Annotated in this window: 10 protein-coding genes; 2 read left to right on the top strand and 8 right to left on the bottom strand. The window is 57.0% G+C overall.

The window, feature by feature from the left end; all coding sequences use genetic code 11:
* Window positions 1–96: 96 nt before the first annotated feature.
* Genes KGP16_RS10510 through ygfK form a run of 4 tightly spaced genes read right to left on the bottom strand, consistent with a single transcriptional unit; the run spans window position 97 to window position 8241 of the window.
* Window positions 97–2976, bottom strand: a complete 2880-nt coding sequence (locus KGP16_RS10510; protein WP_223501523.1) for a molybdopterin-dependent oxidoreductase Mo/Fe-S-binding subunit — start codon at window positions 2974–2976, stop codon at window positions 97–99.
* Window positions 2976–3749, bottom strand: a complete 774-nt coding sequence (gene ygfM / locus KGP16_RS10505) for a molybdopterin-dependent oxidoreductase FAD-binding subunit (RefSeq protein ID WP_094982322.1) — start codon at window positions 3747–3749, stop codon at window positions 2976–2978. Before ygfM ends, KGP16_RS10510 begins: the two co-directional genes overlap by 1 nt.
* 53 nt (window positions 3750–3802) lie before the next feature.
* Complete coding sequence (gene ssnA / locus KGP16_RS10500; RefSeq protein WP_094982323.1) at window positions 3803–5131, bottom strand: putative aminohydrolase SsnA; 1329 nt, start codon at window positions 5129–5131, stop codon at window positions 3803–3805.
* Window positions 5132–5133: 2 nt separating this feature from the next.
* Window positions 5134–8241: a putative selenate reductase subunit YgfK gene (ygfK, locus tag KGP16_RS10495; RefSeq protein ID WP_094982324.1), complete on the bottom strand. Its 3108-nt coding sequence runs from the start codon at window positions 8239–8241 to the stop codon at window positions 5134–5136.
* 468 nt (window positions 8242–8709) lie between these two features.
* On the opposite strand from ygfK, the gene yqeC reads away from it, so the two are divergent.
* Together yqeC and yqeB are read left to right on the top strand one after the other, a co-directional pair.
* The gene (yqeC, locus tag KGP16_RS10490) at window positions 8710–9486 is read left to right on the top strand and encodes a selenium cofactor biosynthesis protein YqeC (protein ID WP_021804801.1); all 777 of its coding nucleotides are present in this window, start codon (window positions 8710–8712) and stop codon (window positions 9484–9486) included.
* 28 nt (window positions 9487–9514) lie between these two features.
* Window positions 9515–11104, top strand: a complete 1590-nt coding sequence (gene yqeB, locus KGP16_RS10485; protein WP_223501298.1) for a selenium-dependent molybdenum cofactor biosynthesis protein YqeB — start codon at window positions 9515–9517, stop codon at window positions 11102–11104.
* A 73-nt stretch (window positions 11105–11177) separates the two neighbouring features.
* Here the strand turns inward: yqeB and arcC are convergent, their stop codons facing one another.
* The 4 genes from arcC to dpaL all read right to left on the bottom strand — a co-directional run bounded on the left by arcC (window position 11178) and on the right by dpaL (window position 16139).
* Entirely contained in the window at window positions 11178–12110 is a 933-nt protein-coding gene (arcC, locus tag KGP16_RS10480) for a carbamate kinase (protein ID WP_059200464.1), read from the bottom strand.
* A 26-nt stretch (window positions 12111–12136) separates the two neighbouring features.
* A complete protein-coding gene (gene hydA / locus KGP16_RS10475; protein WP_223501296.1) occupies window positions 12137–13537 on the bottom strand; it encodes a dihydropyrimidinase in 1401 nt (466 codons plus the stop codon).
* Window positions 13538–13659: 122 nt separating this feature from the next.
* The gene (locus KGP16_RS10470) at window positions 13660–14877 is read right to left on the bottom strand and encodes a YgeY family selenium metabolism-linked hydrolase (protein ID WP_218519492.1); all 1218 of its coding nucleotides are present in this window, start codon (window positions 14875–14877) and stop codon (window positions 13660–13662) included.
* A 68-nt stretch (window positions 14878–14945) separates the two neighbouring features.
* On the bottom strand, window positions 14946–16139 hold the full coding sequence (gene dpaL / locus KGP16_RS10465) for a diaminopropionate ammonia-lyase (RefSeq protein ID WP_223501295.1): 1194 nt from the start codon (window positions 16137–16139) through the stop codon (window positions 14946–14948).
* Window positions 16140–16159: the final 20 nt, after the last annotated feature.

Genomic DNA, 16159 nt, shown 5'->3' with positions numbered 1-16159 from the left:
ATTGAATCGTTTATACCCGCCGCCGGTTTAACTCGGCAGGTATAGCGGGATAATGACCGTAATTGGCCACTATCCCGGTACGACTTATTACAGAGTCTACGCTGACAGCTTATTTAACCCCCTCAAAATCTTCTCAGGGGTGAAATGCCATTCGCGCAGCCAAACTCCACAGGCATCGTGGATTGCCATAGCGATGGCCGGGGCCGCGCCATTGACACCAATCTCGGAGATCGACTTGGCCCCATATGGCCCCACCCGATCGTCGCTGGGCACCAGGAACGCCTGGAAATCCAACGGGATATCACCAATCTTCGGTGCGCCATAGCTTTGCAAATCACGAGTGATCGGCGAGCCTTGGCTGTCATAGATAATCTCTTCCGTCATGCTGTGGCCGATGGCGCGCATTGAAGCCCCGTAGATTTGCCCCAGCGCCAGCTCCGGGTTAACTGGGGTGCCGCAATCGAGCAAGGCATAAAACTTGTCCAACCGGATCTCCCCGCTGCGCACATTGACCGCCACTTCGGCAAAGTTGGCGCCAAACGGGAAGGCAAAGTCAGAGGAGATATAGCTGGCGGTGGCCACCAGGGTGCCAAAGCCGGTGCCCGTTTCTGCCTTATGGGCAATCTGGGCGAACGTCACTTCGCCCTGTTTACCGCGCACCACGCCTGGAACCACCAGCGTGACGTCGCTTTCTGGCTCACCCAGCATCTGCGCGCCGTGGAACAGGATTTTTTTCCTGAGATTTTCCGCCGCATTCTTCGCCGCATTGCCGGAGAAGCAGGTGCCGGAAGAGGCGTAGGCCCCTTTATCAAACAGGGCATGATCGGTATCGCCGGAGATCACATGTACCTCGGAGAACGGGCAGCACAGCACTTCCGCCGCCAGTTTGCCCACGACCGTATCCAGCCCGGTACCGATATCTGCCCCGCCGGAATGCACGATAAAGGTGCCGTCCGACTCGAGCTTGATCATGCAGTTGGCCTGATCGATATCCGGAATACCGGATTTTTGCATGATAATGGCCACGCCACGGCCAATCTGCCAGTCTCCCTGACTGATTTTCGGTGAGCTCCACTGGATCAGCTCACGCCCTTTGCGCAAAATCGGCTCCAGCGCACAGCTGGCGGCACTTGGCACCGAAGTCGGCATTTTTCCTTCGCCAATCGCCCCGAGGATTTTCAACTCTTGCCCTTCAACTACCCGATTACGCTCGATGATTTCCAGCGGATCCATCTGCAGTTTTTCCGCCATTTCCGCCAGGATCATGGTCAGGGCGAAGTTGCCTTTTGGCGCACCGTACCCCTGATAAGCCCCGTTTGGGCAGATGTTGCTGTAAAAGGTGGTCACCTGGAAATTGACGTTATCGCAGGGATAGAGCGGCAGCGACAGCGCCGGGCCGTTGCTGGGCACCGTTAGCGCATGGTTGCCATAAGGGCCGGTATTGGCCAGGAAGTTCATATCGATTGCCGTCAGGCGGCCATCTTTTTTCGCACCAATCTTCACCCGCACCTTGGCCACGTGGCGTGAGGTGTTGCTGATGAACTCTTCTTCGCGGGTGTAGTGGAAATAAACCGCACGGCCGGTTACGCAGGTTGCCCAGGCACACACTTCTTCCAACAGGATATCCTGCTTGGAGCCAAAACCGCCGCCGACCCGCTCTTTGATCACGTGCACTTTATGCTGCTTGAGCCCGACGATCCTGGCGACCTGGCGGCGCAGGTGCCAAGGCACCTGGGTTGACGCGTGGATCACCAGCCGATCGCCGTCCATGTAGGTGTAACAGACGTGCATTTCCGCCGGGCACTGCTGCACCTGTTTGGATTCGTAGGTGCGCTCCAGCACCACGTCCGCCTCGGCAAAACCTTGATCCACGTTGCCAATGCGTCCATGTACCGCGGCGGCAATATTGCTGTGGGGTTTGGCACCAATCGGGAAATTGATCGTCACATGCTCGGTGCCACGCTCTGCGCTACCCTGGTTCTGCTCGGCCAGGTCCTCCGGTGCGCCGTGGACGTAAACAATCGGTTCGTCGTGTACCAGCGGTGCCCCTTCCGCCATCGCCTCATCGATCGACATCACCGGTTTAAGCACTTGATATTCGACATCGATCAACGCCAGCGCGGCCAACGCAATCTCTTCGCTCTCGGCCACAACCGCCGCCACCCGGTCACCCACGTGGCGCAGCTTTTGGCCAAACATCCGACGATCTAGAGGTGAAGGTTCTGGCGCGCTCTGCCCACCGGGGGTGTAATAGATATCCGGGCAATTGCGATAGGTGATCACATGCACCACCCCTGGCAACGCTTCGGCTTTGCTGACGTCCAGATGTGTGATCAAGGCATGAGGATGCGGGCTGCGCAGCATCTTGATGATGCAGGCATTGCGGGCCACGCGGTCTTCCACATAACAAGGCTTGGCCTGTACCATTTTCGCCGCGTCCACCTTAGGACACAGCTTACCGACCACGTTCAGATCGCTGCGGAATTCGGGAGCCGCGAGCGACTGGAATTCAGGATCGTTACGGCGAGCCACCGCCAGCGCTACGACCTGATAGAACTGCTGATAACCGGCATCACGGCTGAACAAGCCTGACAGCGCATCGTCTATTTGCGCGCGCGTTGGTTCCTCAATGCGGGCCAACAGATCCGTCAGGATCAGCGCCGCCGCCGCATCGTTATAGCCGGACTGGACGATCCCCACGTCCACCATTGCCTGTTGCACCAGGCTGAGCTGGTTCCAGCTCCCCAGCGCTTCGGCCGTGGTCACCGCGCCATTATCCAACTGGGCGGCGATCAGCAACGAGGCGTTGACCACCACACCGTTGAGCAGGATCGCGTCCGAACCGGCAAAGCCGAAGCCGTCATCGCTATTGCGGACCGAATGCATTCCCAACGTAAACAGCAGTTGCTGGACGTTTTCGCCGGGTTGGCACTGCATCTCCTGCGGGATGCCGTTAAGCGTAAAGCGAATATTCATCATGCTTTCTCCCCTGATGCCTGGCAAGCCGCCAACAGGTCTGCCACCACCACACCGGTGATATAGCGCTTATAGGCGCGGCTGCCACAGATGTCGTCTGGCGGAGATATCATCTGCGCCACTGCCGGCTCCAATGCCGGGCCACTCAGACCACTGTTCTCTGCATCACGCAGGCGGCCAGGAGCCATCACACCGCTCAAGGCGATACGAATCTTCGCCTGCGCATCGCGGGATACCGCCGCAGTCACCACCGGCAACCCCGCCGCTGAACGGGCAATTTTACGGGTAGCGCAGGTACGGTAAGGCTCCGGCAGTATCACCGCCAGCAGTAATTCACTGCCGCCGCACAGCGGATAGTCTTCCAGCGCCGTCGTCTTGCCGCTGCCCACCACCACCTGGGCACTCAATGCCAGCAGCACCGGCAGCAGCACCGAATCTTTCGTTGCCGAAACGACTTCACCACCCAGCGTGGCCTGATTGCGAATATGGCGGGAATAGACAAAACCCAGCGCCTCACGCAGGGCCTGCGGGATAAGCTGGGTATCCATTAAACGCTGTAAGGTAATGGTGGCACCGATATGCAATGCCCCCTGCTGCCAGCTCACCTGATCCAGCCCCAGCTGCGACAGCCCGATGGCAATCTTTTGCCGTGTTTTAGTGGGTGTGGCGTTTAGTTTGCTGCCGCCAGCGAAATAGACGGCATCCTGCTGGAACTGGCGTTTTAGCTCTAGCGCCTGCTGTACCGATCCTGGCCGATAGAATTGCTCAATCATGTTGCACCCTCATCAATGTCAGCCGCCCCGGTGTTCGCAGGGCGGCGACCGGTTTACTTCAAGGTATCCATACGCTGCCACAGCTTGGCCGCTACCTTGCGCGCCTCGGCGTAGATCGGTTCCACATCGAACGGGAACTGGCGATCCTGATAGACCATGCGGCCTTCCACCATCACGCTGTTGACGCTGCCAGCCCCCATGCCGAAGGCCAGGTGCCCGCCGATATTCTGCGCCGCCAGCGGCGTGGGTGACGGGTAGTCGCAGATGGTCAGATCCGCTTTGTAACCGGCGGCCAGGCAGCCGAAGTTGGCGCCAAAGTTGCGCGCCAGCAGTTGATTCCCCTTGGCCAGGAAGCGGGCAAAGCTATCCGGCCACAACGGCCCGCCCGCATCACGGTGTTTAAAGAAGGCAAACTTCAGCTCTTCAAACATGTCTGAGCCGATGCCGTCGGTGCCGAGCGCCAGGTTGCGGTACTGCGCCAGCTGATGGTTATAGCCCACGTGGTTGTTCATATTGGAGCGGGCGTTGTGCACCAGGAAGGCATCCTGCTGGTTGATCAGTTCGATGTCCGCTGCAGACAGATACAGACCGTGGGCGACCAACGTTTTTGACCCGATCAGGTCGTATTGCGCCAGGCGCTCGATCAGATCCTTGCCATATTTGTCGTGGCTATGGGATACGTCATAGCTGTCCTCGGCGGCGTGGATATGCAGACCACGGCCGGTACTTTTAACCGCCGCTTGCAGCATCTCCAACCCGGCATCAGAAACCGTGAACGGTGCGTGAGCGCCAATATGCGCCTCCACCAGGTAAGGCTCCTTACCGGCTTTTTTGGCGACGTCGATCAACTGGGCAAAAGCAATATTCTCCTCCACGCCAGCCCGCAGTTCGCGCTCCCCGCCGTTGCGATCGGTGGTTTCAAAACAGGTCATGCCGCGCAGCCCGGTCTCGATAAAGCCTGCGCGCAGGGTTTTCAGCGAACCGGCGATAAAGTTGGGCGAGGCGTGGTGATCGATCACCGCCGTACAGCCGCTCTTGATGGCTTCCAACGAGCAGATCAGACCGCTGTAATACAGCGATTCCTCATCCAGCGCCCGATCCAACCGCCACCACAGGTTCTTCAGCGTGGAGATAAAGTCCGGGCTGGGCGCGATGTTGGCCATAATCCCGCGTGATAACCCGGAGTAGAAATGGTTGTGGGCGCACACAATCCCTGGCATCACCCATTTGCCGTGCATATTGCGCACTTCCGCCTGGGGATATTTGGCCGCCAACCCTTGCCCCACCTCTTTGATCAACGCCCCTTCAATGGCGATATCGATACCGTACTGTACGCTGGCGGGGTCGAGCTGCACGCCGGTTGCATTGGTTAATATCAGCATGACTACACCTCCACCTGGCCAAGGAGATAATGATGATGAGTGTGCACATGGCTGATAATGCGGCACATCTCCTCCAGTTCCGGCGGCACTTGCTCAAGCTGGCCGTCGCTATCGATCTGCAGTTGGTAAAGCTTGCCGTCCTGCCGTACGCTGACCTGCGCCCCATCCACCAGGAACCCTGGATTGGTGCTGTTGGCAAAGTCCTGCGGCAGGCTGTAGATCGTTACTTTGTCTTGGTATGGCTTACCCTGCCACGGGCAGAACTGGGCGCAGTTGCCGCATTCATTGCAGTAGGCGTCCAGATGCAGGGTCTGGAAACGATCCTGGAAGCCCGGTATGGCAATCGACACGTTGGCGCGGTTCGGGCAAACGTCGACGCATTTGCTGCACACGTAGTTACATTCCAGGCAGCGCTGGGCCTCTTGGGCCACGAAGGCCTCGCGCTCGGTTTTATCCACCAGCGCTACCGAAATAGCGCCTTTGCGGCGATAGATTTCCGCCGGGTCGACGTTCGACCAGTATTTGTCGGCGTGATGGGTTTTGACGTTCTCCCGCGCCAGCACCGTTTCAGCGGCGTTGCGGGCGCTACCGATGGCAGCAACAATGGATGACGGGCCACGCTGCACGTCGCCGATCAAGAAGACGTTCGGCCGGGTAGTTTCGCCGGTGGCGGTGTTGACCTGCGGATAGCCTGCGTCATCCAGCGGTACGCCCAGCTTATGCAGCACTTCCTCGTCAGCCTGTTCGCCAATGGCGGTGATCAAGGTATCCATTTGCAGCGTCAGGGTCTGTTCGGTGGCGACCGGGCGGCGGCGCCCCTTCTCGTCCGGCTCTCCCAGCGCCATCACTCTGGCCGTCAAGGTACCGTTGGCATCAAAGTGTTCCGGGTTGGTGAGGAACATAAACTGCACGTTGTCCTCTACCGCCTCCTGATACTCTTCACGGTAGGCTGGCATCTCATTGAGCGTGCGGCGGTACAGCACGGTGACGTCCTGCACGCCAGGCACCTTCAACGCGGCCCTGGCACAGTCCATTGCCGTGTTACCGGCACCGACCACGGCCACGTGTTTACCCAGGTTCATCGGCTTACCGAGGTTGAAATCGCGCAGGAACGGCAAGGATTTGTGGACGTTGCGGTTGTTGCCCGCCAGCTTCACGCCGCTGTTTTTATCGGTGCCGATACCGATAAACACGTAATCAAAGCCCTGCTGTTGCAACTTGTCGACGGTCAGATCGGGATCGCAGCCATAAACCATCTTCACGCCGTGTGCGGCCACGAAGTCGATATCGTGCTCGATAAGCTCCGCCGGGATGCGGAACTGTGGAATGATGTTTTTCACCACCCCACCCGCGTTGGCCTCACGCTCAAACAGCGTAACCTGATACCCGGCCCGCGCCAGGAAGTACCCTGCTGACAAGCCCGCCGGGCCAGCCCCCAAAATGGCAACTGGGCGTTTGCTGCCAGAGCCAGCCGGTTTATGCCAGCGGCGTTGATACTCATCCCAGCCCTTCTCCAACGCCACCTTTTTCAGTTCGCGGATGTTCAGCGCGCTGTCGTAATCAAGACGGGTGCAGTTGTATTGGCACTGGTGATCGCAAATATGCCCGGTAATAGCTGGCAAGGCGTTACGTTGATAAATCAGCTCCAGCGCATCGGCATAGCGTTGCTCACCCAGCAGCCGGATATATTCCGGGATATCCTGTTTGATGGCGCAGGCGGTGACGCAAGGAGCCACATAGCAGTCAATCATCGGTAATGGGCCACCCGCGTCGATGCGATCCGTTGATTTCCAGTGTTTCTGGGTGTACTCCATGCTGACGGCCTTGTCTGCCAGCGCTTGCAGCTTATCGACATCGATGCGCGTCATCTGCCAGCTATCGGAAGCGTCCAGCTCTTGCATGCACTCCGTCAGGCGTAAATAGCCACCGGGCTTGAGCAGGTCGGTGGCCATGGTGATTGGCCGGATGCCGGTGTCAAAAATCTCGCGGACGTTAAACTTGCTTGCTCCGCCGGAATAGGAAATCGGCAGCTCCCCGTTGAACTCGCGGGAGAGAACCGCCGCCACGTTGATGGAAAGCGGGAACAGCGCGCGCCCGGACATATACATCTCTTCGCCCGGCAAGGCGCCTTTATGGTTGATCGCCCCCAGGGTATTGGTCAGTTTGACCCCGAAACCCAACTTCTGCTGTTTCCCCAGGGCGGTCAGGCGGTGCAACATCGCGATCGCCTGCTCCAGTTTGAGATCGTGCTCGAAAGATTCCTCTTTCAGCCCGACATAATCAAACCCGCAGCTATCCAGAATGGCACGCACGCGCGGATAACCCAGCAGCGTCGGGTTTAATTTGACAAAGGTATTGAGCCGTTTCTCTGCTAGCATATAGCGGCAGATGGCTTCAATTTCATCTGGCGGACAACCATGCATGGTCGAAAGGGTAATACCGCTGACCAGTTGCGCTGGAATATGCTCTGGCAACTGTGCCAATGCCCCGCGTTGGGCGGATAAGGCGAACTGGCTAATAAAGCCCTCGTCCTTAACCCATGCGGCAAGAATATGTTGATACTCGGCATATTTCGGGTGCTGTGCGGAGTCCATCATGTTATGGATAAAGTCCTGCATCGGCGGCTGTTTAATCCCGTCGAGGTTATAACCCACGCTCATATTGAAAATGAAGGATTTACTTTCCCCCTTGGCCCGTGGATCAAACATTTCTTCCAGCAGGTGCAGGGCAAACCAGGCTTTTAAATATTCATCATAGGCTTTGAGCAGCGTGAACTCGGTTGACCATTCGGTGTTGAAGCATTCGTCTTCGGCATCGATACAGGGCTTTTCCAGCTCCAACCTATCGAGGATCTGCACGGTTTTCAATTCGATAAAGCGTCCGCCGGTCAACCAGGAAACGATGATATTCTGCGCCAACTGAGTATGCGGGCCTGCGGCCGGGCCAAGTGGCGTTTCACAACTTTCATTGAAGACGTTAATCCGCCGATCGTCATGTTTGCGATAAAACTGCTTTTCTGGAATACCAAAAATAGACCGGCTCTCATGATATTCATCAAAAATCCGGGTTAACAGCGCCTTGAACGGAACGGGACGCATTAAATCTCCCATAGCTTTATCTCCTTGCGGCGAAATGCCTGAATGATGAGTCTGTAAAAACCTGAGGACGGTTTTCCACAGCGGATAGGCATAACGCAGCAACAATCAGGCCAAATCTCCCTACGGGGTTGGGCAGCAGTTAAATTCGTGAGGTAGTTCTAATTGTTAATTTTATTTGTGAACGGGCTCACTATCGCAACTGAGAATAACAATCAGTGCAGGTAGTCGCTTAATCATCACGGCTACGCTAATAGAATCAATTATCAAAAAAACATCGCCAGCTATCACTTTGATACGGCCAAATAGCACTTCGCTTAAAAACGAGACCGCAATCGATAAAGTATGAATGTTTGCCAAATATCGATTACATCAATGTTGTTTGCGATTAAATCGGCACTCTATCCTGAAAAAACTGCATATTGGTTATCGGTTAAATCACCGTTATTTACCCCGTTTTCTGACTCACAAAACAGGCTATTTATGACGCCCAGCTTCAGAGAATTATTCAGTGAGGAATATCACCGCCTCGATCGGGGCCAGCCGCTGCTGATCGCCCTGATTGGCGCCGGGGGGAAAACCAGTACCCTGCACTGGCTGGCGCAGGCCTTTTATCACCAGGGCAAACGCGTGCTGTTTACTACCACCACCAAGATGTACTTGCCCACCGCTGCCGACTACCACCACCTGTTGATAGGCCAACCGCCCACCACCAGCAGCACCCCGGCCATTACCGCCTGCTTCAGTCATTATCAGCCGCAGGGTAACAAGGTTATCGGGTTAACCCCCGAGCAAATCGATGCAATCAAACAGCGTGGTGCTTTCGACGTGATCCTGGTCGAAGCGGACGGCTCCCGAGGGTTACCCCTGAAAGCCCCGGCAAGGCATGAACCTTGCATCCCCTCCCGCAGTGATTGTGTTATCGCGCTAACCGGAGGCCAGGTGATCGATCGTCCCGCAGACCCACAGCAAATTCACCGTTGGGCGATTTTCTCCGCGCTGACGGGGGTCGAGGCCGGTGAAATACTGGATCACCGGGTATTCGACACTCTGATCTCGCACCCTGAAGGGATGTTCAAAGGTACGCCCTCTCAGGCGCGGCGGGTCTGGCTGATCAATCAGGTTTCTCATTGTGATAATCAACTGGCAGCCAGGTGGCAAACCCTGCTGCGGCCAGAGCTGACGCTCAGCGCCATCTGGTTTGGCGCAGTGCAGGAGACCCCGGCGATCCGCCACCTGATACGGCGCTTAACACGATAATATTTCTGAGGTTATTGACGAGGTCATCATGAATATCTTCGCCGAAGCTGCACGTTTAGAAGAGCAAAACCAGCCCTTTGCGCTCGCCCAGATTATCGAAAGCCGTGGATCTACACCGCGCCATTCAGGGCAGATGCTGGTGATGGCCGACGGTGGCTGTATTGGCACCATCGGTGGCGGCATGATCGAACGCCTGGTGATTGAACAGGCAATTGCCGCCATTACGGAGCGCAAGGCCAGGGTGTTTCATGGCCGTATGGCACGCACCGGGCAGGATGCAGTAGGCTCGGACTGTGGAGGCGCGATGTCGGTATATATCGACGTGCATGGTCTACGCCCGCGCCTGATATTGATCGGGGCCGGGCACGTCAACCGCGCCATCGCCAGCACCGCAAAGCCGTTGGGCTTTGATATTCACGTTGCCGATATCTACCCGACCAGCCTCGACCCGGCGCTATTTCCGATGGGCACTACCCTAGTTCATGGCGAGACCTTCTCAGAGGCCATCGACAAGATGAATATTGATCCGGCCAACTTTGTGATCATCGCCACCAACAATCAGGATTGCGAGGCACTCAACGTGCTGATCGAGCAGCCGTTGCGCTATCTGGGATTGCTGGCCAGCCGCCGCAAGGTGCAAACCTTTACCCAACAATTGCGCCAGCGCGGCGTAGATGATGAGAAGCTTGCCAAACTCCATGCCCCGGTCGGCTACAACATCGGCGCAGAAACGCCGGAAGAAATCGCCATTAGCGTGCTGGCTGAACTGCTGCAAGTGCGCAACCAATTTGCTGGCGGGCTGATGAAAAATGACATCCGCTTAACGCGCGACAAACTGGTGGTGATCCGTGGCGCAGGTGATATCGCCACCGGCGTGGCGCTGCGGCTGTATCATGCCGGTTTTCAGGTCATCATGCTGGACATTGCCCAACCGACCGCCATTCGCCGGACGGTGGCATTTGCTCAGGCGATGTTTGACGGCAAAACCTGCGTGGAGGGGGTTACCGCCAGCCTGGCCAACGACGTCAACGAAGCTTTCGACATCATCAACCGTGGCGAGATCCCGCTGCTGGTTGATCCAGAGACCCGCAGCCTGGAGCAGCTCAAACCCCGTTTTCTGGTGGATGCCATCCTGGCCAAGCAAAACCTGGGGACCCATCGCAATATGGCCCCGATTACCGTGGCTCTTGGCCCTGGCTTCAACGCCGGGCAGGATTGCGACGCGGTGATCGAAACTAATCGCGGCCATGCGCTGGGCCGGGTGATTTATCAAGGTTACACCCATCCCAATACCGGTATTCCCGGCAATATCGCTGGCCACACCACCCGTCGGGTGATCCGTGCACCCGCCGATGGCATTATGCAATGTCGCGTCGCTTTGGGGGATTTGGTGCAGGAGGGGGATGTGGTGGCCCACTGCGGCGAGGTGCCGGTGATTGCGCCGCTTTCCGGTATGGTGCGCGGTTTGCTGCATGATGGGCTGGAGGTCAAAACCGGCACTAAAATCGGTGATATCGATCCGCGCGGTACGCTGGCAGATTACACCACAGTGTCAGATAAGGCGCGGGCCGTCGCCGGGGCGGTGCTTGAAGCCATGATGAAACTTGGGCGCAGATAGAGACTGCTGACTCACAAGGGGCGCGAATGAGCGCAGCATCCAGCGCCCCTACAAGTGAGCCTGGTGTCTGTGATTAATGGCTAATCACCGTGCCGGTTTTGCCTTCAATGCCCTGCTGAGCCTTGCTCAATACCGTGATCAACGCCTGACGCCCTGGCTTGGATTCGGCAAACGCCACCGCCGCTTCTACCTTCGGCAGCATTGAGCCTTTGGCAAAGTGCCCTTCTTCGATAAAGCGCTGGGCATCGGCAATGCTCAACTGCTCCAGCCATTGCTCATTCGGTTTGCCAAAGTTGATCGCCACCTTTTCTACCGCGGTGAGGATGATCAGCATATCGGCATCGATCATCTCTGCCAGTTTGGCACTGGCCCAGTCTTTGTCGATCACCGCGCTGGCTCCCCGCAGATGGTTACCTTCGCGGATCACCGGAATACCCCCGCCTCCCGCGGTGATCACCACCTGCCCGGCCTCCATCATGGCGCGTACCGTTTCTTTCTCGACGATGTCGATCGGCTTGGGCGAGGCAACGACCCGGCGGTAGCCACGGCCCGCATCCTCTACCATGTTGTAACCGTTCTTGGTCAGTTGGCTGGCTTCGGCCTTGGTAAAGAACGAACCAATCGGCTTGGTGGGATTGAGAAACGCCGGATCGCTGCCGTTAACGATCACCTGGGTGATCAAAGTGGCAACCGGTTTAACGATATTACGATCGAGCAACTCTTCACGCAGGGCGTTTTGCAGATCGTAACCTATATACCCCTGGCTCAACGCGACGCACACCGACATCGGCAGCATCGGCGTATGGGCTTCACTTTTTGCCGCCGCCTCAAACGCCAGGTTGATCATGCCCACCTGCGGGCCATTGCCGTGGGTGACCACTACCTGGTGGCCGTGCTCGATTAAATCGACAATCGCCCGCGCGGTGGTTTTGACCGCCTGCATCTGTTCCGCCAGGCCCTCACCCAATGCGTTACCGCCCAATGCCAGCACTATTTTCTTGTTCATGTTGATCCTTGTTGTTTAGTGAGGTGTTACCCCATTTTTGCCGCGATCTGGGCATTGAAAGGCCGACGACGCAAGAACTGCCCGTACCCTTGCCGCCCGGTAAATTCGCCATTACGCGCTACGACCTCGCCCCGGCACATCGTCAGCACCGGCACGCCCTGGCACTGAAAACCTTCATAAGGGGAATAATCCGCCTTGTCATGAAGCCGATCATGGCTGATAGCCGTGGATTGGCGCGGATCAAAGATCACCACGTCGGCATCTGCACCGGAGTTTAGATTGCCTTTACGCGGCCACAGGCCGAACAACCGCGCCGGGTTGCTGCTAGTGAGCGCCACAAAGCGTGAAGGGGAAATCCGCCCGCTCATCACTCCGTGAGAGAACAGCAGCATCATGCGATTCTCGACCCCAGGCAGGCCGTTCGGGCAGCGGGTAAAGTCCCCTGCCGCCATTGCCTGCCGTTGGTGGTAAGGGAATGTGCAGTGATCGGTAGCGACGGTATCGATCGAACCGTCGGCAATGCCCACCCATAGGCGATCCAATTCCCGTTGGTCACGCAGCGGCGGGCTGAGGATGTATTTCGCCCCATCTTCACGCAGGTAACATTGTTCGTTGAGCAGCAGATACTGCGGGCAGGTTTCTACCCACACCGGTTGGCGCTGTTGGCGTGCCAGACGCAAATAATCCAGCCCCAGCCCATTGGATAAATGGACGATGTACAGCGGCGCGTTGTCTGCCAGATGGGCCAGATTGATCATCCGGCCAATTGCTTCAGCCTCACATTCCAACGGGCGGCTTAATGCGTGATGGATCGGCGCTGTTTTACCAGCGGCCACCAGCGCAGCACGGCGCAGAGCAATCGCGGCATCGTTTTCTGGGTGGACGGTAGTCAATGCCCCAGCCTGCCGCAACTGCCTCAAGGCTCGCAGCACGTCGGTATCATTGATCTTGTAGAGATAGGTCAGATACAGCTTAAAGCTGCTGATCCCTTCGTCATGCACCATGCTGGCCATCTCTTCGAGAATACCGTCGTCAATATGTTGGATCACGCCGTGAAAGCCGTAGTCAATCGCCGCATTGCCGGCCGCATACTTGTGGTAGACGTTGAGCTGATGATGGAGATTGCAGCCCGCCGGGCCAAATCCCATATGATCGATAATGGTGGTGGTACCGCCGCAGGCCGCCGCGCGAGTGCCGCTGAAAAAATCGTCACAGCTACGGGCGATGCCGACATCGATATTGAAGTGGGTATGGACATCAATGCCGCCGGGCATGACATAACAGCCGGAAGCATCAATCACCTCACAATGGCTATCAACTTCGATCGTTGTGTCGCGCTGGCAGATCACCCCGTTTTCAATCAACAAATCCTGAGGGTACTGTCCGTCGCTATCAACCAGAATGCCGTTCTTAATCAACTGCTTCATTGCTAGGCACTCCATAAAAAAAGCCGGCGGAGGGGGCCGGGTATTTAACCGTGTGATGCTTGCTGGATAAGGTGCTATTTGGGCTTCTCACCCTCTCCCGCTGGGAGAGGGTGAGGGGTCGCTTATTTCTGCAACTCTTCCAGATAAGCCAAAGGCACCGCAGCATACATAGCCGCGCAGGTCACCAGATGGTCTTTCCAGGTTTTCTCGTTCGGCGCGTGGGCTTCAGGCTCCTTGCCCGGACCGAAACCGATCACCGGAATACCGTGGCGCCCCATGATGGAAACCCCGTTGGTTGAGAAGGTCCACTTATCCACCACCGGCTGCTTCTTGAACAGGCCCTGATAGGCCTTGCTCAGGGTTTTCACCGTGATGTGATCTTCTTCGACCTTCCAGGTTGGGAAGTAGCATTCGGTTGGGTACACCAGACCGGTGTAGGACGGACGGCTATAGTCATACATCGACACGACTGCCTTGGCCGCCTGTACCGCTGGTAACGCACGGATCTCGTCCAACGCCCCTTCCCAGGTTTCGCCCCAGGTCAGGCGGCGGTCGATGGATACCGCACAGCTGTCTGCTACCGCACAGCGGCTAGGTGAGGTGAAGAAAATCTCTGAAACGGTGAGCGTGCCTTTACCCAGGAAATCGTCATTGCCCAAGTTGCCGGACAGCTGTTGCAATTCGTTGAGGATTGGGCCCATTTTGAAAATGGCGTTGTCACCACGCTCCGGCGCCGAGCCGTGGCAGCTGATGCCTTGCACATCCACACGGATTTCCATACGGCCACGCTGGCCGCGGTAGATCTGACAGTCGGTCGGTTCGGTGCTGATCACAAACTCTGGGCGGATGTTGGATTGCTCAATAATGTACTGCCAGCACAGGCCATCGCAGTCTTCTTCCTGCACGGTGCCGGTCACCAGCAGCGTATACTGATCTTCCAGCTCCAGATCCTTGATGATTTTGCCCGCGTAGACCATGGAAGCCATGCCGCCTTCCTGATCCGATGCGCCACGGCCACCGATGATCTCGTCGTTTTCCATGCCCTGATACGGGTCAAAGGTCCAGTTCTTGATGTTGCCAATGCCGACGGTATCAATATGCGCGTCCATCGCAATCAGGTGTGGGCCGTTGCCGATATAGCCCAGGATGTTGCCCATCGGGTCAATCTCGACCTTGTCGAACCCGACCTTCTCCATCTCTTTCTTGATACACAGCACCACCAGCTTCTCGTCACAGCTTTCACTCGGGATGGCGATCATGTCCCGCAGGAAGCGCGTCATCTCATCTTTGTATTGGTAGGCTTTCTCTAATACCAATTCGAAAGGAATTTGCTTTGCCATTGTGTTCTTTCTCCAATTTTTTATAACCCCTCGCTGCTGCGAGAGGTTGAGTAATCTGACGGCGGTGGTTAAACCGGAAGCTTCCCTTCCCACACCACTTCGCGATAGTGCTTCACGTCGGTATCGCCTTCGGAGCTGATTAACAGCACTACCGACTGGCTATTCAGACCGAGTTTTTGCATCAGCTGCGCACGTTGCGGGCTGTGATGTACCGCAGCCAACACGCCCAACCCGACGGCACCGGACTCGCCAGAGATAATGCGCGGGTCGTTACCCAACGGATTACCCAACACCCGCATCCCTAACGCCGCCACGCTGTCCTGGCAGGAAATAAATTGCGTGGCGCAGTTACGCAGCAACGGCCATCCCAAGGGGTTAGGTTCACCACAGGCCAGACCGGCCATGATGGTGGCCATATCGCCGCCCACATTGACGATTTCCCCTTTTACCCCGGAGCGATAAACGCAGTCGGCCAGCTCGGGTTCGACAATCACCGAATGCAGATTATCCGCGCCAAACACGTCCACCAGATAGCCCAGCACGCCCGCGGCCATCGCGCCGACACCGGCCTGTAACAGCACATGGGTTGGCCGCTCGATCTGCATCTGCCGCATCTGTTCGGCCGCTTCGTCTGCCAGCGTGGCGTAACCCTGCATGATCCAGGTTGGGATCTTGGTGTAGCCTTCCCAGGCGGTGTCCTGCACCACTTGCCAGCCACGTTCCTGGGCCGTTTTCATGGTCAGGCGCACGGTATCGTCGTAGTTCATATCGGTGACGATGCACTCGGCACCCAGGTTGAGAATGTGATCCACCCTCTCCTGCGCCGAGCCTTTAGGCATATACACCACCGCATGCTGGCCTAGCTGTTGCGCCGCCCAGGCAACCCCCCTGCCATGGTTGCCGTCGGTGGTGGTGGCGAAGGTCATCTTCTCGGTCGCCATGGCTTTGAACTTTTCAAAAGAAAACGCATTGATATCAATCTGGTACTTTTCACACAGCAGTTGGGCAATGGCGTACGCACCGCCGAGCATCTTGAAGGCGTTTAAACCAAAGCGTTTGGATTCGTCTTTGACCAGGATTTTCCGCACGCCAAACAGCTGCGCGAGATCGTCCAACGCGCATAACGGCGTTGGCTGATAACCCGCGATCTTTTTATGAAACTCGCGCGCTTTCTGCGCTTGCGCCTTAGAGAACAGAGGGGAGGTTTCGCCGTTAAAATAACGGTTATCCTCTATCGCCACTTTCAATGAAAAAACCGACATAACCGCTACCTCTTCTGGTC

Origin of the sequence: Serratia sp. JSRIV006, from assembly GCF_019968685.1 — a bacterium.
Taxonomy (GTDB): Bacteria; Pseudomonadota; Gammaproteobacteria; order Enterobacterales; family Enterobacteriaceae; genus Chania; species Chania fonticola_B.
Note: the sequence above shows the minus strand (reverse complement) of the source record. Positions and strands in the feature narration are given on the sequence as shown.

Coding starts and splice junctions, on each gene's coding strand:
- KGP16_RS10510 (WP_223501523.1), bottom strand. CDS start 2,976: ATGAATATTCGCTTTACGCTTAACGGCATCCCGCAGGAGATGCAGTGC.
- ygfM (WP_094982322.1), bottom strand. CDS start 3,749: ATGATTGAGCAATTCTATCGGCCAGGATCGGTACAGCAGGCGCTAGAG.
- ssnA (WP_094982323.1), bottom strand. CDS start 5,131: ATGCTGATATTAACCAATGCAACCGGCGTGCAGCTCGACCCCGCCAGC.
- ygfK (WP_094982324.1), bottom strand. CDS start 8,241: ATGGGAGATTTAATGCGTCCCGTTCCGTTCAAGGCGCTGTTAACCCGG.
- yqeC (WP_021804801.1), top strand. CDS start 8,710: ATGACGCCCAGCTTCAGAGAATTATTCAGTGAGGAATATCACCGCCTC.
- yqeB (WP_223501298.1), top strand. CDS start 9,515: ATGAATATCTTCGCCGAAGCTGCACGTTTAGAAGAGCAAAACCAGCCC.
- arcC (WP_059200464.1), bottom strand. CDS start 12,110: ATGAACAAGAAAATAGTGCTGGCATTGGGCGGTAACGCATTGGGTGAG.
- hydA (WP_223501296.1), bottom strand. CDS start 13,537: ATGAAGCAGTTGATTAAGAACGGCATTCTGGTTGATAGCGACGGACAG.
- KGP16_RS10470 (WP_218519492.1), bottom strand. CDS start 14,877: ATGGCAAAGCAAATTCCTTTCGAATTGGTATTAGAGAAAGCCTACCAA.
- dpaL (WP_223501295.1), bottom strand. CDS start 16,139: ATGTCGGTTTTTTCATTGAAAGTGGCGATAGAGGATAACCGTTATTTT.